This is a genomic window from Halobacteriovorax sp. RT-2-4 (assembly GCF_047085445.1).
GTDB lineage: Bacteria > Bdellovibrionota > Bacteriovoracia > Bacteriovoracales > Bacteriovoracaceae > Halobacteriovorax_A.
Genome location: NZ_JBKIXY010000002.1, coordinates 775,043 through 791,909 on the forward strand (window position 1 = coordinate 775,043; position 16,867 = coordinate 791,909).

The following is a 16,867-nucleotide window of genomic DNA, read 5'->3' on the forward strand; positions in this document are numbered from 1 at the left end:
GCCTATGTTTAAGATATTTTTTCTTTTCTTTTTATCATTCTCCTTTTCTTTTGCAAACAATATTAGTTTCCACAAAGAGATCTTCCCAAGTGTAGAAGACCTGAAGAAGACCAGTATTACTGATACGATTAGTGAGAATCCCATAAATACTACGATTCAAATAGCTTATGATAAAAATGGTAAAAAGCTTGGATTTATTAGAGAAGTAAATACGACGACAGGATGTAATAGTGCATGTCTACCTGTGATCTTTACACTCTATTACAACACGAAGTATGAATTTCTAAAGCTGAAATCTAAGGCAGGATTAACTAAAAAGTTTCACAAACCAATGACTGTCGATGATATCAATCGCCTACACCTACTTGTTGGAATCAATCCTGAAGTATTTAAAAAAGTAAAACATCCAACTGATATGACGGATGCATTAACAGGAGCGACAAAGCCAGAATTTGTTGATGCTGTTGTGAAGGAAGCTGCTTATTCGACGTTGAGAATTAATACTTATAATCAAGATACAATCAGACAATTAAAAAGTTTAAAGTTATAAAAAAGGGAGCTGATTAGCTCCCTTTTTATTTTAATGAGGTTATTGTCCTCTTAGATCTTTTCTTAGAATCTTCCCAACATTTGACTTAGGAAGCTCAGTTCTAAATTCAATAATCTTTGGTCTCTTATAAGCAGTTAGGTTTTCTTTACAGAATGCTAGAAGCTCATCTTCAGTTAGAGACTGATCATTTTTTACGACAAATAGTTTTACGATCTCACCTGATTTTTCATGTGGTACACCAACTGCAGCACATTCAAAAACTTTAGGATGAGTAACTACGATTTCTTCAATTTCATTTGGATAAACATTAAATCCTGAAACAAGAATCATATCTTTCTTACGGTCAACAATTTTGAAGAAACCTTCTTCATCCATCACACCAATATCACCAGATTTAAAATAACCATCAGGAGTCATTACTTTTGCCGTCTCTTCAGGACGTCCCCAGTAACCCTTCATAACTTGTGGACCTTTAATACAGATCTCACCGACCTCACCAGCGTTCAGAGTATTTCCATCATCATCTTTGATACATACATCAGTTGATGAAACAGGGATACCAATCATTCCATTGTAGTCTTTAAGATCCATTGGGTTGATACAAGCAGCTGGAGATGTTTCAGTTAATCCATAGGCTTCAATTAATGGAGTTTTTGTTACCTCTTTCCATCTTTCAGCAACAGCACGTTGTACGGCCATTCCACCACCAAGAGTTAATTTTAGTTTTGAAAAATCAACTGATTTAAAGTCTTCATTATTTAAAAGACCGTTAAATAGTGTGTTTACACCAGTAAATGCTGTAAATTTCCACTTCTTCAGTTCTTTTACAAATCCTGGAATATCTCTAGGGTTAGTAATTAGAACGTTTAGTGCTCCAATTTTAGAGAACGTAAAACAGTTCGCTGTAAGTGAGAAGATATGATAAAGCGGAAGAGGAGTAATGATAATTTCTTCACCTTCTTTTACAACTGGTGAAATCCACTCGCCTGCCTGCAGTAGGTTTGCAACGATGTTACGGTGGATAAGTTCTGCACCTTTAGAAACACCTGTTGTCCCACCTGTATACTGTAGGAAAGCAAGATCAGAACTATTAATTTCTGGCTTTTTAAATTTTGACTCATCACCTTTATCAAGTGCCTCAAGAAATGACTTAGCGCCAGGAAGATCCCATGAAGGAACCATCTTCTTAACATGCTTAATAACAAAGTTTACAAGTAGTGACTTTGGAAATTTAAGCATATCACCAATTTGAGTCACAAGTACGTGCTCAATTGGCGTATTCTTTACAACTTCAGCAAGAACAGAAGCTGAGTTTTCAAAAATGATAATTACTTTTGATTGTGAATCCGTTAATTGGTGCTCAAGTTCTCTAGCAGTATAAAGAGGGTTTACGTTTACACAAACCATACCTGCACGAAGAATACCAAAAAGAGCAACAGGGTATTGAAGAATATTAGGCATCATAATAGCGACACGGTCACCTTTTTTAAGCCCAAGATCATTTTGAAGATAAGAAGCAAATTTCTTTGAAAGATGATCAATCTCTTTATAAGTTAGAGTCTTTCCCATGCAATGGAAAGATGGCTTATTAGCAAATTTAGTAAAACTCTCATCTAATAATGCTGGAATTGAAGGATATAATTCAGGATTAATTTCTTCAGCAACACCATTTTGGTAGTGCTTAAGCCAAGGTTTAGTCACAGGACAGCTCCATTTGTTACTATTAATAAATTTAGTCTAGATTTTATTGTATTTTAATTTTTAGCTACTTACAATACGGAATCTAAATGCGTGTTGCATTATAGTGATCAAATTTGAAAATTTCCTTGATGTAATAAATTTTATTAGATATAAGAGTGACCGTTTTGCAAAACACCACACACACTTTAGGCCCCCTGAATTAGGGGCCTTACTTTTTTAGAGCCTATGACAAACTCTCACGACGATTCCAAAAAAGATTTCTATATTAATGAAGACGGTAATACTGTTTTTACAAAAGAATTCCACTTACGTCGTGGCTACTGCTGTGAAAGTGGCTGTCTTCATTGCCCTTTTGGCTTTAACGAAAAAGCTGATGATGACTCGAGCAATATTCCTCTAGAACTTAGAAAGCAAGATTTGAATGAAGAGGTATCTGACGAGGACTTAGCAGAGTATTACCTTAAGGATTTTGAATAAGTTTTAGACAGTTGCAAAATCATTTTACCTTCTTAGGACACCTAACATACTGATATCACAAATAATTACTTGGCATCATTCCTGCTCTTAATAGATTGTCTAAATCTTGGAGGGAATATGAAACTACTTAGCCTAATTACACTTTCACTAGTCTTTACGGCCTCTGCTCACGCGGCAGTCAACTTTAAGTGTTCTACTATGCGCAAGAATATTGAATTCAATCTAAAGGGAAATCAGATTCAAGTAGAAGGTCGTACTCCTGCACAGGCCCTAATCGGACGCACTCACAAAGTTGGAAATTCTGTAACAAAGCACTACCAACTTGCTGGTCAGAAATATCAAATTCATTTTGATGATGTAACGAACTCAAATGAGATGAATACTTATATTTCTATTCGTACAAAGAATGGGCACGAAGTAACTTACCCACTGAGCTGTAATAATATCTAAACTTGTTTTACAACTAAAACCTTAGAGTCCGTTGTTGCCTTCAAGATAGCGGACTCAATATCCTTAACTACCGCAGACCCATACTCTTTAATTTCAGTATCATCAATTTCACAAGTACCTTCTAAAACGACAATTGAACTTATACCATTTAACGACAGAACACTCTCATCTCCTGCTCCTAGAACTTTCACTCTAGCATTAAAATAGTTATTGCTTGTTAGTAGTCCACTCTTATCAAGATTCTTATATTGAAAATATTCCGCGACATTAGCGTTTGGATTAAAATTAATAACATCCATGGCCTTCTTCACATGAAGTTCTCGAGGCTTACCATCAAGACCCATACGGTTCCAATCCCAAACACGATAAGTAACGCCCGAGTTCTGTTGAACTTCGACAAGAGTTACTCCTTCACCAATGGCATGGATTGATCCAGCAGGAATATTAAAGAAATCACCTTTTTGAACATTTATGAAATTGAGGAGATCATTTACATTTTCTCCACTTTCGATGGCCTCTTGTAGTCTTTCTTTTGTGACACCTTCTTTAAGACCAAGATAAATCCCTGCATCTTCTTCGGCGTCTAAAATATACCAACATTCATCTTTTCCAAGCGCATCTTCATGAATATGAGCGTACTCATTATCAGGGTGAACTTGTATCGATAAATTTTGGCTTGTATCGATAAATTTAATTAAATAAGTTAATACTTTTCCTTCAAGAACTTCTTCAAGGCTTTGGCCATTCTCACAAAGAGATAGGCCATTTTCTAAAGTTGAAACTTCCCATGTTTCGCCCAATGGACCTTCAAATATCCCCTCAGGGTCTTTATATTTTTTTAACTTTTCACCACCCCAAACAGTGGTAACTAAATGTGGAATTTGCTTTAGAATCATTAGTATATGCTATCGTACTTTACAGCATGAGCAAAGAAGATTTACCAATATTAATAAGGTTTAATAAGCTTCAAGAGCCTATAAAAGCTATGATAAAGCATGACTTTAAACTTTCCAGAACGAATTGAAATTCCTGTTATCACTCTTCCCAATATAGTATTTTTCCCGGGAACATCTCTTCCTTTATATGTCGTTGATGACATTTTTCAAGATATTTTTGAAGAAGCTACTTGTGCAGGAAATCCCGTTGGTATTTCATTGGCAATGGAAAAAGATTTCGAAACATACTTTGCTTATCCATGTGAAGTTTTTGGAATGGGACAGCCTCTTATGATTGAGAGAGTCGATGGGAACACTTTGAAAGTACTCGTTCGCTGTATTGGCAAATGCCAAGTCAATTACCCTACTCAATCAAATCCATATCCAATGTATAATGTGACTATTTTAAAGGATGATGAATGTGTGATGAGTAATATTGATGAATTTTATCGTCTTGAAAGCATCCTTTATAACTGGTTAGAAACAAATATTCCCAACGATCAGGATCGCGACTATTTTATCGAAACACTTAACAAGCCAGATCAAATTATTAACTACGTGGCAACCTTTATCATCAAGAGTCGTCAAATTAGACAGCTTCTCTTAGAACAAAATAATATCAATGATAAAATCAAGATTTTAAATTCTTTGATTACTGATGAGCACATCTATCACGAGGACCCAATCGTGGCCCAAGCTTTTGAAGAGTTTGTTAGTGAAAAGCTACAGCTTAAGCAGGCCAATTAAACAAGGGCCACTAATATATTGATTAAGGCCATCGCGCATGCGCTAAAGAATGAAAGTGTAAAATTATCATCAATCTTAGTTGATAACAATTCAACAAAAGCTGTCGCAATTGCAGTAAAAAAAGCAAAGATTACAATTTTCAGACTCAGTGGAAAATACAATAGGCCATAGAATGCAACAATCAAAAATGTTGTCAGGAAACACGCATAAGACCCTTCAAAAGTACGATCCTGCATAACCTTTCTCTTCCCATAACGAATTCCAACAAATGAAGATGCCGGATCAGCTAATGAAAGAATCAGAGTTGCTAAAAGTGCAATTTGTTCATCAAAGAGAAAGAATGAAAGCCCGATCCCCAAAAGAAAAAGAGGAGTTCCTGTAAATCCATTAACCTCAGTATCTCTTAAGATTCCTCGGCAAGAGTTAACGAATACTTGATTAATTCCATCAAATTTCAATCGAAGAATTTCAATTAAAGTAAACACGGCACTTGCACTAAGAACAATAATTGAAAACCTATATGAATCTAGATTTGAAATTAGATAAATTGAGGCAATTCCCAATCCTGCAAAAATATGAACTAACTTTCGTAATAAGTGCGGCTCAAACTTACTTGGGAATCTATAAATACTTTCCATTACAACAATATATAATTTTAGAAAAATAAAATAAAGACCTTTTCGAGGCTTTTTAATTTTGGCTATAATGATGGAAAGTTAAGCAAGTAATACAAGGACGTATTTTGAATAATAGTACAAATTCACATTTAGCAGATGCTGGTCAATATCTAGGTGCATCAAATAATGGCAAGAAAATCTGGGCCATTGGTGGCGGAAAAGGTGGCGTAGGTAAAAGTCTTGTTACGTCAAACTTGTCAATTTGCCTTGCCCTTATGGGAATGAAGGTAATTGCCATTGATATGGATCTTGGAGGTGCTAACCTTCACACATGTCTTGGCGTAAATGTTCCATCAAAAACTTTAAGTGATTATTTCACAAAACCAAATACAAAACTTTCTGATCTTATTACTCCTACTCCACTTAAGAATTTAAGTTTAATTAGTGGTGCTCAAGATAATCTAGGAATGGCCAATTTAAAAGCCGCTCATAAATCAAAAGTTTTAAATGATCTTCGTGAACTTGATGCCGACTATATACTTCTGGATCTTGGTGCGGGAACAACTAATAATACTTTGGACTTCTTCCTAGGAGCTGACCAAGGAATCTTAGTAACTCTTCCAGAGCCAACATCAATTGAAAACACTTATCGTTTTATCAAGTCAATATATCATCGCAAGCTGCAATCAGTTGATGACTTCCTAGAGCTTGGACCACTTATTGATAAAGTTCTTAATGGAAAAGTCGGTGAAAACCGCACTCCATCTGAAATTATTGAAAAGGCCATGCAAATAAATGAAGCTCAAGGTCTAAAACTAAAAAGAGAAATTGAAGCAATTACTCCGAAACTAGTTATTAACCAGGCCCGAACTCAAGCTGATATCGATATTGGTTTTGCCATGAGAATTATTTCTAAGAAATACTTTGGCATTAACTTAGATTACGTTGGCTTTCTTGAGTACGATGCAACAGTTTGGCAAAGTGTGAAGAAGAAGAGACCTCTTATTCTTGAGTTTCCTAATTCTGCACTAGTAAAGAATTTTGAGCACGTAATCAACAGAATCTTAAATCTAACGAAGAAAATTGTTTAATATATTAATGAGGAATAAATGAGTAAAGAGAAGAACTATTATGAAGTATTAGAAGTAGCACCTAATGCTTCGGCAGACGATATTCAAAAAGCATATGCGGCCGCAAGAGCAGCTTATAGTGGAGATAGTCTGGCCATTTACTCTCTCCTATCAGAAGAAGAGGCACATAAAGTACTTGAACTTATCGAGGAAGCTTACAATATTTTAAGTAATCCAACGAAAAGAAAGAAATACAATCAAGCTCGTGGAATTGTAATCGAAGATGATACAAATTATATTCCAACGTCAAAGCCTGCTGATGAAAATACAATCAAAGTAACGAATCAAATGAATCGTCTCGTTGCCAAAAAACGCTACGGACTTGAATACGAGCAAAATGCTGAATTTGAAAAAGAAATTGAGCAATGTAGTGAGTATACTGGTGAATTCTTAAAGAAAGTTCGTGAATACAAGAAAGTAGATGTAAGTCGTATGTCTGATATGACAAAAATATCGAAAACTTTCCTACAGTATATTGAAAATGAAGAAGTTGATAAGATGCCTGCTATCGTTTACGTTAGAGGATTTGTTTATCAATATGCGAAAGTACTAAAACTTAATCCAGATTTAGTTGCAAACTCTTATCTACAAAGAGTTAAAGCTTTAAAAGAAGGCAACTAAGCTGTCATGAGTGATCAAAATTCTAAGTTTGTTATTACGATCACCCAAGAAGACCATGATGAGTTTACTAGGCTCGATCAAGTTCTTGCGAGTAAGCTTGAACAGTCTCGTAGTTTTCTAAAGGAGCTTTTTAAAAAAGGCTCCATTACTTCTGATAATAAAATCGAATTAAAAAAAATGCCTCCAGTAGGTACTGAAGTTACTATTGATATACCTCCTCCAAGAGAGGCTACAGCAAAAGCAGAAAATATTCCTTTAAAAATTCTCTTTGAAGATGAGCATCTTGCCATTGTTGTAAAACCAGTTGGCATGGTTACCCACCCTGCCCCAGGTAATTATACCGGAACTCTTGTAAACGCTATTCTTCATCACTGTAAAGACATTCAAGGTGTTGGAGATGAAAAGCGTCCAGGAATTGTTCATCGACTTGATAAAGGAACAAGTGGTGTTATGGTGATTGCAAAAAACCAGAAATGCCATGAAGAACTTGTAAAATTATTTCAGGCCCACGATATTGACCGCTACTATCAATGCATAAGCGTCAGTACTAAAATTCCACCAGAAGGAAGACTTGAATCAACTATAGGACGTCATCCAAATAATCGCTTAAAGATGGCCGTTGATGTACGAGGTGGAAAGAACTCTATTACAAATTTTAAAGTACTAAAATATTACCAAAATCTAAGCCATGTTGAATTAAAGCTTGAAACGGGAAGAACACATCAAATTCGTGTTCACTTAAGCCAGCTACTAAATGCTCCCATTCTAATGGATCCACTTTACGGTGTTCCAAAGAATGACCTTCTAAGAATTGATAATCGACTTAAGGCCATTATCAAAGATTACGAGCATCCATTTTTACATGCAAAAATTCTTGGATTTGTTCATCCAATTACGAAACAGAAGCTCTACTTTGAAGAGCCTCCCCCACCAGTATTTCAAGAGGTTCTAAACTTTCTTGAATCAGACTCGGAGTAGAAATGGCACAGCTACTTTATCAAAAAAAAATTGGTGATTTTCTCTTTGAGACCTACGATGATCGTCCAGACTTTGAATTTGATGAAGTAAAGCAAATCCATTCGGATATTGTAGTTAAAACACCTACCACAAATAGTATTGAGGCCGATGGGATTGTCTCTAAACTTGAACTGAGCCAACCATTGGCCATTAAAACTGCTGACTGTCTACCAATTGCCATTATAGGAAAGTTTGGCGTGGCCAATCTTCATGCTGGATGGCGTGGAGTTGCACAAGAAATCATTCTAAATAAAGAAGTTAAGGCAATAGAGCCTCAAATTATTCTCATTGGACCTCATATAAGTGCTGTAAATTATGAGGTTAGCGAAGAATTTAAACAAAATTTTCCTAACTCCCAAGCTTTTGACATGGTAGAAGGCAGATTAACATTCAGCTTAGAGATGGAGGTGAAGAAGCAAATTGCTGAACATTTTCCACAGGCCTATGTCATATCTACCAATATATGCACATTCGCAAATCTCAACTATAATAGCTTTAGAAGAAACCAAACAACCAAGAGAAATTATAATATTTTAAAAAGGAATTAAAATATGACTGATAGTTTTTTAAATCGCCTAAATTTTAACAAGAAAGTTTTATTCTTCATCGCAGGTCTGTCGATGTTTATTCTTTCAATTTATCTAACAAACCACTACTACCAAATTAAGTTTCCGGTAGGATTTGGTTCGGCTTCGGCCTGTAACATCAACTCTTTCTTAACATGTGATGCTGCAACACTTTCACCTCTTTCAAATATTGCAGGTGTTCCTATTTCAATCTTCGGAATTGTTATGGGTGCCATGGTTATGCTTTTTTATATGGTAAATAGTAAGCATGCAGAAGGAAGCTTATTTCTTCTCCTTCTTCTAAACGGTATTGGATGTTTAGTACTATTTATTTACTCAATTGTAATGCTTGGTACACTTTGTCCATTCTGTACTCTTTACTACGTTGCTTCTTGGTTAGCATTAGCTTTGATGTTTCAATATAAGGCAGCTCGTGACTTTGATATTAAATTCTTTGCAACTGCTGCTGTCTGTATGCTTATTAGTGGTTCAATTGGTTATGCGTTTACAAATTCAAAGGTTGAAAATTCAACTGCTAGAAGCGCACAAATTGTTGCAATGTTTAAGAACCTAAATAATTTAGGTACTCCAGAAAAAGCATCACCTTACCGTCTAGCTTCTTCTTCAGAGGACTTTAAAGATGCACCAATCCAGATGTCTGTTTTTTCAGACTTTCAATGTCCGGCCTGTAACGCACTTAACTTAGTTCTTCCAACGATTGAAAAAAAGTATGAAGGGAAAATTAATATCCAATATTTCTTTTACCCACTAGATCACAATTGTAATGCGGGAATGAGTGGACCACTTCATCAACTAGCTTGTGAAGCTGCTTATCTTGCAAGTTGTGTAGGACCTCAAAAGTTTAAATCAGTACATGATGCAATTTTTGAAAACCAAGCAAACCTTACTGCTGAATGGATTAGCAATAAAGGTAAGGAATTTGGAGTTACTGAGTGTATGGCAAAGCCTGAAACAAAGCAGGCAGTCGTGGATATGATCACTCAGGCAAATTCTTTTAATGTACAATCAACACCAACTCAGCTAATTAATGGTGTAAAAATTGAAGGTGTTAGGCCACTAAGTGATTACACAGCGATTATGGATCACCTTCTTAAAGAAAATAAAGCTAAGAACTAATGAGTAAAAAAAAAGAAAGAATTATTCCTAAATATACAGTGGGTCCAATAGAGACCCACTGTCATCTCGACTATCTCAAAGGCCAAGAATTAATTGATACACTTAACAAATGCCAGGAATATGGTGTTAATAAAGTTGTGACAATTGCAGTATCTCCAGACAATCTTAAAAAAGTTAGAGAGCTTACGGCCAATGATATCGTCTATGGTACTCAAGGAATTCATCCTCACGAGGCCAAACACATTACAGAAGAAACTTATCAAGAAATTCAAGACAACTTAGCAAACCCTAAGATTGTAGCAGTTGGAGAAATTGGTCTAGATTACTACTATGAGTTTTCAGATCCGAGCATTCAAAAAGAATCTTTTGAAAGGCAACTGCAAATTGCTTGTGATAGTGACCTGCCAGTTGTTATTCACACACGTGAAGCAGATGAAGATACTAAGGCCATTTTAAAAAACTTCTCAACTACACTAAAAAGAAAAGGAGTTATCCACTCTTTTACTTCAGGAATTGAGCTTGCTTCGTTTTGCCTTAGTGAAGGCTTTCATATTGGATTTAATGGAATTGTTACATTTAAGAATGCTACTAACGTTCGTGATGTTTTAGATATTGTTCCAGTCGAGCAAATGCTACTAGAAACGGACTCTCCGTATCTTACTCCTGTTCCATTTAGAGGAAGAGAGAATGCTCCATTCTATCTTCCATGTGTTGCAGATTTTATTGCAACTCATAAAGGAATTGATCCTCAAGAATTAATCGACGTTGCTAATAGCAACGCCGAAAATCTATTCTTTAAATTAAAATAATCCTTCAGTCGATAAGTAGCGCTCACCAGTATCATAACAGAATGTTAATACTGTTGAGCCTTCTGGCATTTCACTAATTTTCTTTTCAATTGCAGCTAGTGAAGCACCACTTGAAATTCCTAGAAGGATGCCTTCAAGACGGGCAGCACTTCTTGCAAATTCAAAGGCTTCATCTTTACTAATTGTCACAACTTCATCAAGAAGTTCTCGATTTAAAACACTAGGTACAAAACCAGCACCTATTCCCTGTATTGGATGCGGCCCAGGCTCACCTCCAGAGAGAACAGGAGAATCCGCAGGTTCAACCGCCACAACCTTCAGGTTATTAAACTTCTCTTTTAAGACCTCTGATACACCAGTAATATGTCCACCAGTACCTACTCCAGTAATAAGGTAGTCGATACTTCCATCAATATCAGCGAGAATCTCCTTGGCCGTTGTATCTCTGTGTACATCAACATTTGATGGATTATCAAATTGCATTGGCATCCATGAATTTTCTTCTTGCTCACAAATTTCTTGGGCCTTTTCAATCGCTCCCTTCATACCTTTTTCTTTCGGAGTTAAAACTAGCTCTGCACCAAAAAGTGCCATAAGACGCCTTCTCTCTAAACTCATACTCTCTGGCATTGTAATGATTAAGCGGTAACCAAGAACAGCACATGCCATTGCAAGACCAACTCCAGTGTTACCAGAAGTAGGCTCAACAATTACCGTTCCTTCTTTGACAAGGCCCTTCTTTTGCGCGTCTTCAATCATTCTCTTTGCGATTCGATCTTTAATTGAACCACCAGGGTTTGCGCGCTCAAGCTTTGCATAAATAGTTATATTTTTCTTATTTGCCTCAGGAAAGAGACGATTTATTTTTACAAGTGGTGTATTTCCAACAGATTCCAAAATATTATTAAATTTCATATGTAAGCTCCTCTATATTGAATTGTCGATCCTTCACATCTAAGTGAACTTCGCTTTTATGATAAACAATAGACTTCTTCTTCACACTTTGTGTTAGCCAAACGTTACCACCAATCGTTGACCCCTCACCAATAACAGTCGTTCCTCCCAAGATTGTTGCGTGAGCATAGATCACACAATCATCTTCAATAGTGGGATGGCGTTTCGTATTTTGTAAGTCCTTACTCACTGAGAGAGCACCTAATGTTACCCCTTGATAAATCTTTACTCGATTACCAATAACTGCGGTCTCCCCTATAACGACACCAGTTCCATGATCGATAAAGAATGAATCTCCAATTTGTGCACCTGGATGGATATCAATACCTGTTTTATTATGTGCATATTCTGCAATCATTCGAGGAAAGATTGTTAAAGATTTTTCATAGAAAAAATGGGCCAGACGATGAGAGGCAATTGCAAAAAGTCCTGGGTAGCATAGAACAACCTCACAGATATTTTGTGCAGCAGGATCACCTTCTAAGAGCGCAATAGCATCAATTTCTATTTTCTTTGCCAACGTCACTAATTCTTCGCTATACGACGCTATTAACTTTTCTCTGACATGCGCATCAAGTTTCAAATGATTAAAAATTTGATCCGTATTAATGATGTGGCGATTGAAATACAATTCAAAGTCTTCATAATTTAGAAATTGCATTCGCACAGAACCTGGCAAAATAATATTGAGGGCCTCTTCAACGAAATCCTCAATAACCTCAGGTTTGATTTCAGTATCATGACAAACTTTTTTCTTGTGCTCGTAGAGCTTCTTTATATTAGAGAGATTTGATTTTTCCATCGCGTGATTATAACACGCGGCCCGCGAGATATAATTCACAAAAATCTTTATAAATGGTTAACAAAATGAATCGATCTTCTAAGTTACTGAATATTCAACTAAGGATAGCTTCGAAGGATTTCATCAGAGTACTTATCTGCGCAACTACGAAGATCTTCCTCATTCTTAATTCCGTAACATTCTTGAGCTATTTTTATATTTCGCCCACAGTGGAAGCCACTATGCTCATCAGAGATACCTGTAACCTTCTTAATCCAACAAACAGAGTGGTATGCAAGAGAGTAGAGTGTTGCGTACTTCCCTTCCGCACAAAAGCCAAATGAAGCAGATACAATGGCAGCAATTTTTAGTTCTCCGTTAACATCAACAAAGACAGGTCCACCACTATCAATATAACAAGTATCTGTTTGCTTGTTTCTCATATCAATCTCGTTAAAAAAGACTTCAAAAATTGGAATTATGGCCATTCTCTTTTGACCGTAAATAATATGAGCATGGGCAGTGTCCATTGGCATAAAGCCGATTTCGCCAGTATAACCAAATCCAACCGCTGTCGTAAGCTTTCCAGGAGCGATCTTATCTAGAATCTCTTTGGGATCAGTTAAAAGAGAGTAGAATTTCTTCACTCGAAGAGGAGCATCAGTTGTTAAGATAGCAAGATCAACTGTTTTCAAGCTGGCCAAGTCTGCTAGAGGTCCATTTGGATATTTGAATTTCAAGCTCGGATGAAGCTCCACTCCAGTCACACTATACTGAGCATCAAGGTTCTCTTTTGAAGAAGCCGCAGTCATAATTTTTCCTGCTCCAGTATAGATACGAATCGATTTGTAATTTTTATTCTCAAGACAATGAGCGGCAGTAAGGATATGAGTAGGCGTTAATGCCACTCCAGTACAAAATGGACGGCCAAGTCTAACGAGAGCAACGACACTCTGATACTCTCCTTTATTAACAGCTTCCCCCCCAACAATTGCAAAGCAAGAGCTGGCCAAAGCGATACATAATAACAAAAGAGTCTGAATCATGACACTTCATAGCATAATCAGAAGATAAAGACTAGAAAGGATTATGAGTTATTTTGCTGATTCATCTCATAGAAGGCGCGATAAAGGCCCGCAAGTTGTTGCTTTCTCTTGGCCAGATAGTTTTGGTCTAAAACTTGGGTGATTTCTTCAAAAATTTCGCGATGCACATCTGGGGCTTCATCAATTTTCGTATGCCCCTCAGGACGTAGGATATTGATCACATCAGTCGTCTTAAAATCACGAGCGACATTAGGGCCATCATTGAAAATAAAAGATCGATCTAGCATGAAATTAAGATTCTTTTTGACGTTCTTTGGAATGATATCATTATCAAAGCCAACTGAATCGAGTGTCACGAGCAAATCCACACTTCGAAATCCTGCTTCCGCACTATTTAAGCGATTAGCGAGGTTAACAACAGCGTCCCCTCCTAAAGAATGACCTACGAGAATAATTGGCTGATCCTTTGGCCTTCTTAAAACTTCTTCCAAAACCTTATCTTCATCACTCCAACTGACAAACTCGCCATCACTAAATGACTTGGCGATATCCTCAAGTCCACCTTTAGAACTTAGTGTTGAAAGATGAAGTCCCTCTAAAAAGAAAATTGCAGGCTTATTTATTGGAAGTAACTCCTTAATTGGACTAACTTCTTTTACTTCACTAGCTTCTTCAGGTGCATTAACAGCAGACTTTGCAACTGTTGTCACAGCATCTACGGCCAACTTCTTTCCGGCTTGAGCAATTGCAAGAGCATCTGTTGAGATTGAAGCCTTAGCAGCGGCTTCGGCAACCTTGGCAGTTTTCTCCACAACTTTCGTTGCGTTTTTGACAAGCTTTTCAGGGACAGGGGCCTCGCTTTTAACACCACTTTCATAATCCGCTTTGGATTTGTAGTGAATAATATTTGATGGCATTTTTGAACTTGTTTGCATTAGTAAAATTATAGCCTGTTCAGCTATTTTTTGGGCAGTGAGCAAAAACGTCGCATCCTCCTAGAAATATGTGCTTTCGGTAGGCAATCTCTCTCGATTGTGGCATATTACAGTGGTATTTTTTTTAATAATTAAGCACAGGAGTCAGGTATGTCTGGAAAGATCCGCGTTGGTATTAATGGTATGGGCCGTATTGGTCGTACAGTTCTTAGAGAAATTTTTAACCGCAACATTGAAAACTTAGAAGTCGTTGCTGTTAACTCACCAGGTGATATCCACGACTACGTTCACCTTATCAAATACGATTCAGTATTTGGTCGTTTCAACGGTGAAGTAAGTGTAGATGAATCACACAAAATGCACATTAACGGAAAAGAGATTTCTTTTCACAAGTATAGAGACCCAAGTGAAATTCCTTGGACACAAGATAAAGTTGATATCGTAATCGATGCAACAGGTGTTTTCAAAGATCAAAAATCACTAATGAAGCACGTAACAGGAACTGTTAAAAAAGTTATTCTATGTTGTCCAGGTAAAGACGTTGATAACACAATCGTTATGGGAATCAACGAAAACACTTATGATGCTCAAAAACACACAGTTGTTTCAAATGCATCTTGTACAACTAACTGTCTTTCACCAGTTGCAAAAGTACTAAACGATAAGTTTGGTGTAATCAACGGTCACATGACTACTGTTCACTCTTACACTGGTGACCAGTGTCTTCTAGATGCTTCACACTCAGACCTTCGTCGTGCTCGTGCAGCAGCAGTATCAATGGTTCCAACAACAACAGGTGCAGCAAAAGCTGTTGGTCTAGTTATTCCTGAACTTAAAGGAAAGCTAGATGGTTTCGCAATTCGCGTTCCAACTCCAAACGTTTCTCTTGTTGATCTAACTGTAAATGTTGAAACAGAAGTTACTGAAGAAGAAGTAAACGCAGCTCTAAAAGAAGCAAGTGAAACAACTCTAAAAGGTATTCTTGGTTTTGAAAAACAACCACTAGTATCTGTTGATTACATGGGTATGAGAGAGTCTTCATGTGTAGACGCTGATCTAACAAAAGTAATTGATGGAAAGAGTGTAAAAGTTGTTACTTGGTATGATAACGAAGCAGGTTTCTCTAACCGTGTTATCGACCTTGCAGGTTTCATCGGTAGCCAACTTTAATAAAAAAAATTAGGAAAAACTATGGCATTACAATTTATTGACAGCATTGATGATTCAAAAATCAAAGACAAGAAAGTTCTTGTTCGTTTTGATTTCAATGTTCCTCTAGATAAAGAAACTAAAGAGATTACTGATACAACAAGAATTGATAATGCTCTTGAAACAATCAAGCTAATCCTAGACAAAGGTGCATCTAAGTTAATTATGATGTCTCACCTTGGACGTCCTAAAGGACAAGTAAACTCAGACTTCTCTCTTGAGCCTGTTGCAACTTACCTTGCAGATAAACTGGGTGAAGAAGTAACGTTAACTGAGTCATGTCTTGATCGCGGAATTAAAACTCTTCTAACTTTAAACTCAAATAAGATCATTCTTCTTGAAAACCTTCGTTTCCACAAAGAAGAAACTGAAAACGATCGTGAGTTTGCACGTAAACTTTCTGAGTATGCTGACATTTATGTTAACGATGCATTTGGAGCTGCTCATAGAAAACACGCTTCAACTTATGAAATTAATGCTTTCTTCAAAAACAAGGCCTATGCAGGACTTCTTATGAAGAAAGAAATCGAAGCTCTTTCAAAAATTACGCAAAGACCTGAGACACCATTTGTTGCAGTCGTTGGTGGTGCAAAAGTTAGTGACAAGATTAAAATCATTGAAAGACTTCTTTCAAGTGTTTCTAATCTTATTATTGGTGGAGCTATGGCCTACCCTTTCCTAAAAGCTAAAGGAAATGAGGTTGGAACTTCTCTTTGTAGTGACGAAGATGTAAGCCTTGCTAAAAAGATTTTTTCTCAAAGTACGGCACATAAAATCATTCTTCCGATTGACCATATCGTTTCAAGTGAGTTTGGTGGAAAGCCGGAAGCAGTTGATAAAGTTGGTATCCCTGATGGAAAGATGGGTTTAGATATCGGTGAGCAAACAATTGCAAAGTACAGCTCTATTCTTCGTGAAGCAAAGACAATCCTTTGGAATGGACCAATGGGTATTTTTGAGAATGAAGATTATGCAAAAGGTACTTTTGCTATTGCTGAAGTTTTAAGCGAGTCAAATGCCTACACTCTTGTTGGTGGAGGTGATTCAGTAAGTGCAGTTAATAAGTCTGGTCTTGCGAATAAAATGAGTCATGTATCGACTGGCGGTGGCGCTTCTCTTGAGTTTATCGAGAAAGGTAGCCTTCCAGGTATTAGTGCTCTAAAATTTGGTGTTGAATAAATAAGT

At 36.7% G+C, this 16,867-nt stretch carries 19 protein-coding genes; 12 read left to right on the plus strand and 7 right to left on the minus strand.

Features of this window, described 5'->3' with window-relative positions; genetic code table 11:
- The first annotated feature begins 4 nt into the window (after positions 1-4).
- Positions 5-550 (plus strand): hypothetical protein, encoded by a 546-nt coding sequence (locus ACMAYL_RS14165; protein WP_412471277.1) that lies wholly within the window; start codon positions 5-7, stop codon positions 548-550.
- Between the two features lie 39 nt (positions 551-589).
- Here ACMAYL_RS14165 and ACMAYL_RS14170 read toward each other — a convergent pair whose 3' ends face one another.
- Positions 590-2,251 (minus strand): long-chain-fatty-acid--CoA ligase, encoded by a 1,662-nt coding sequence (locus ACMAYL_RS14170; RefSeq protein WP_103217891.1) that lies wholly within the window; start codon positions 2,249-2,251, stop codon positions 590-592.
- Between the two features lie 225 nt (positions 2,252-2,476).
- Here ACMAYL_RS14170 and ACMAYL_RS14175 point away from each other — a divergent pair, with 225 nt between their 5' ends.
- A complete protein-coding gene (locus tag ACMAYL_RS14175) occupies positions 2,477-2,728 on the plus strand; it encodes a DUF5522 domain-containing protein (protein ID WP_103217890.1) in 252 nt (83 codons plus the stop codon).
- A gap of 117 nt (positions 2,729-2,845) precedes the next feature.
- Positions 2,846-3,178, plus strand: coding sequence for a hypothetical protein (locus tag ACMAYL_RS14180; protein WP_103217889.1), 333 nt, complete (start codon positions 2,846-2,848; stop codon positions 3,176-3,178).
- Here the strand turns inward: ACMAYL_RS14180 and ACMAYL_RS14185 are convergent.
- The gene (locus ACMAYL_RS14185) at positions 3,175-4,074 is read right to left on the minus strand and encodes a type I phosphomannose isomerase catalytic subunit (RefSeq protein ID WP_103217888.1); all 900 of its coding nucleotides are present in this window, start codon (positions 4,072-4,074) and stop codon (positions 3,175-3,177) included. The two genes, ACMAYL_RS14180 and ACMAYL_RS14185, sit on opposite strands and share 4 nt — an antisense overlap.
- A gap of 99 nt (positions 4,075-4,173) precedes the next feature.
- Between ACMAYL_RS14185 and ACMAYL_RS14190 the strand changes: the two genes are divergently transcribed.
- Positions 4,174-4,860, plus strand: coding sequence for an LON peptidase substrate-binding domain-containing protein (locus tag ACMAYL_RS14190; RefSeq protein WP_103217887.1), 687 nt, complete (start codon positions 4,174-4,176; stop codon positions 4,858-4,860).
- Here the strand turns inward: ACMAYL_RS14190 and ACMAYL_RS14195 are convergent.
- Positions 4,857-5,498, minus strand: coding sequence for a diacylglycerol/polyprenol kinase family protein (locus tag ACMAYL_RS14195; RefSeq protein WP_103217886.1), 642 nt, complete (start codon positions 5,496-5,498; stop codon positions 4,857-4,859). The two genes, ACMAYL_RS14190 and ACMAYL_RS14195, sit on opposite strands and share 4 nt — an antisense overlap.
- Before the next feature lie 104 nt (positions 5,499-5,602).
- On the opposite strand from ACMAYL_RS14195, the gene ACMAYL_RS14200 reads away from it, so the two are divergent.
- The 6 genes from ACMAYL_RS14200 to ACMAYL_RS14225 are packed head-to-tail and all read left to right on the plus strand — an operon-like array spanning position 5,603 to position 10,757.
- A complete protein-coding gene (locus ACMAYL_RS14200; RefSeq protein WP_158246858.1) occupies positions 5,603-6,568 on the plus strand; it encodes a P-loop NTPase in 966 nt (321 codons plus the stop codon).
- Positions 6,569-6,586: 18 nt separating this feature from the next.
- Positions 6,587-7,228: a helix-turn-helix domain-containing protein gene (locus ACMAYL_RS14205; protein ID WP_103217884.1), complete on the plus strand. Its 642-nt coding sequence runs from the start codon at positions 6,587-6,589 to the stop codon at positions 7,226-7,228.
- A gap of 6 nt (positions 7,229-7,234) precedes the next feature.
- Positions 7,235-8,206 carry an RluA family pseudouridine synthase gene (locus ACMAYL_RS14210; protein ID WP_103217883.1) on the plus strand — a complete coding sequence of 324 codons (972 nt, stop codon included), beginning with the start codon at positions 7,235-7,237 and terminating at the stop codon, positions 8,204-8,206.
- A 2-nt stretch (positions 8,207-8,208) separates the two neighbouring features.
- The gene (locus ACMAYL_RS14215) at positions 8,209-8,793 is read left to right on the plus strand and encodes a polyphenol oxidase family protein (RefSeq protein ID WP_392993297.1); all 585 of its coding nucleotides are present in this window, start codon (positions 8,209-8,211) and stop codon (positions 8,791-8,793) included.
- Between the two features lie 3 nt (positions 8,794-8,796).
- The gene (locus tag ACMAYL_RS14220) at positions 8,797-9,948 is read left to right on the plus strand and encodes a thioredoxin domain-containing protein (RefSeq protein ID WP_392993300.1); all 1,152 of its coding nucleotides are present in this window, start codon (positions 8,797-8,799) and stop codon (positions 9,946-9,948) included.
- Positions 9,948-10,757: a TatD family hydrolase gene (locus tag ACMAYL_RS14225; protein ID WP_103217880.1), complete on the plus strand. Its 810-nt coding sequence runs from the start codon at positions 9,948-9,950 to the stop codon at positions 10,755-10,757. Before ACMAYL_RS14220 ends, ACMAYL_RS14225 begins: the two co-directional genes overlap by 1 nt.
- Here ACMAYL_RS14225 and cysK read toward each other — a convergent pair.
- The 4 genes from cysK to ACMAYL_RS14245 all read right to left on the minus strand — a co-directional run bounded on the left by cysK (position 10,749) and on the right by ACMAYL_RS14245 (position 14,473).
- Positions 10,749-11,672 carry a cysteine synthase A gene (gene cysK / locus ACMAYL_RS14230; protein WP_412463400.1) on the minus strand — a complete coding sequence of 308 codons (924 nt, stop codon included), beginning with the start codon at positions 11,670-11,672 and terminating at the stop codon, positions 10,749-10,751. The two genes, ACMAYL_RS14225 and cysK, sit on opposite strands and share 9 nt — an antisense overlap.
- Positions 11,662-12,513 (minus strand): serine O-acetyltransferase EpsC, encoded by an 852-nt coding sequence (gene epsC / locus ACMAYL_RS14235; RefSeq protein ID WP_103217878.1) that lies wholly within the window; start codon positions 12,511-12,513, stop codon positions 11,662-11,664. Before epsC ends, cysK begins: the two co-directional genes overlap by 11 nt.
- A gap of 98 nt (positions 12,514-12,611) precedes the next feature.
- A complete protein-coding gene (locus ACMAYL_RS14240) occupies positions 12,612-13,538 on the minus strand; it encodes a S1 family peptidase (RefSeq protein ID WP_412463401.1) in 927 nt (308 codons plus the stop codon).
- Between the two features lie 41 nt (positions 13,539-13,579).
- The gene (locus ACMAYL_RS14245; RefSeq protein ID WP_146037841.1) at positions 13,580-14,473 is read right to left on the minus strand and encodes a hypothetical protein; all 894 of its coding nucleotides are present in this window, start codon (positions 14,471-14,473) and stop codon (positions 13,580-13,582) included.
- A gap of 150 nt (positions 14,474-14,623) precedes the next feature.
- Here ACMAYL_RS14245 and gap point away from each other — a divergent pair, with 150 nt between their 5' ends.
- Positions 14,624-15,643: a type I glyceraldehyde-3-phosphate dehydrogenase gene (gene gap / locus ACMAYL_RS14250; protein WP_103217875.1), complete on the plus strand. Its 1,020-nt coding sequence runs from the start codon at positions 14,624-14,626 to the stop codon at positions 15,641-15,643.
- A 21-nt stretch (positions 15,644-15,664) separates the two neighbouring features.
- The gene (locus ACMAYL_RS14255) at positions 15,665-16,861 is read left to right on the plus strand and encodes a phosphoglycerate kinase (RefSeq protein ID WP_392993311.1); all 1,197 of its coding nucleotides are present in this window, start codon (positions 15,665-15,667) and stop codon (positions 16,859-16,861) included.
- Positions 16,862-16,867: the final 6 nt, after the last annotated feature.

Bases quoted from the DNA above. Each gene is read 5' to 3' on its own strand.
- ACMAYL_RS14210 (WP_103217883.1), top strand. From the start codon at position 7,235: ATGAGTGATCAAAATTCTAAGTTTGTTATTACGATCACCCAAGAAGAC.
- epsC (WP_103217878.1), bottom strand. From the start codon at position 12,513: ATGGAAAAATCAAATCTCTCTAATATAAAGAAGCTCTACGAGCACAAG.
- ACMAYL_RS14190 (WP_103217887.1), top strand. From the start codon at position 4,174: ATGACTTTAAACTTTCCAGAACGAATTGAAATTCCTGTTATCACTCTT.
- ACMAYL_RS14205 (WP_103217884.1), top strand. From the start codon at position 6,587: ATGAGTAAAGAGAAGAACTATTATGAAGTATTAGAAGTAGCACCTAAT.
- ACMAYL_RS14180 (WP_103217889.1), top strand. From the start codon at position 2,846: ATGAAACTACTTAGCCTAATTACACTTTCACTAGTCTTTACGGCCTCT.
- ACMAYL_RS14215 (WP_392993297.1), top strand. From the start codon at position 8,209: ATGGCACAGCTACTTTATCAAAAAAAAATTGGTGATTTTCTCTTTGAG.
- ACMAYL_RS14195 (WP_103217886.1), bottom strand. From the start codon at position 5,498: ATGGAAAGTATTTATAGATTCCCAAGTAAGTTTGAGCCGCACTTATTA.
- gap (WP_103217875.1), top strand. From the start codon at position 14,624: ATGTCTGGAAAGATCCGCGTTGGTATTAATGGTATGGGCCGTATTGGT.
- ACMAYL_RS14185 (WP_103217888.1), bottom strand. From the start codon at position 4,074: ATGATTCTAAAGCAAATTCCACATTTAGTTACCACTGTTTGGGGTGGT.
- ACMAYL_RS14225 (WP_103217880.1), top strand. From the start codon at position 9,948: ATGAGTAAAAAAAAAGAAAGAATTATTCCTAAATATACAGTGGGTCCA.
- ACMAYL_RS14220 (WP_392993300.1), top strand. From the start codon at position 8,797: ATGACTGATAGTTTTTTAAATCGCCTAAATTTTAACAAGAAAGTTTTA.
- cysK (WP_412463400.1), bottom strand. From the start codon at position 11,672: ATGAAATTTAATAATATTTTGGAATCTGTTGGAAATACACCACTTGTA.
- ACMAYL_RS14240 (WP_412463401.1), bottom strand. From the start codon at position 13,538: ATGATTCAGACTCTTTTGTTATTATGTATCGCTTTGGCCAGCTCTTGC.
- ACMAYL_RS14255 (WP_392993311.1), top strand. From the start codon at position 15,665: ATGGCATTACAATTTATTGACAGCATTGATGATTCAAAAATCAAAGAC.
- ACMAYL_RS14175 (WP_103217890.1), top strand. From the start codon at position 2,477: ATGACAAACTCTCACGACGATTCCAAAAAAGATTTCTATATTAATGAA.
- ACMAYL_RS14245 (WP_146037841.1), bottom strand. From the start codon at position 14,473: ATGCAAACAAGTTCAAAAATGCCATCAAATATTATTCACTACAAATCC.
- ACMAYL_RS14165 (WP_412471277.1), top strand. From the start codon at position 5: ATGTTTAAGATATTTTTTCTTTTCTTTTTATCATTCTCCTTTTCTTTT.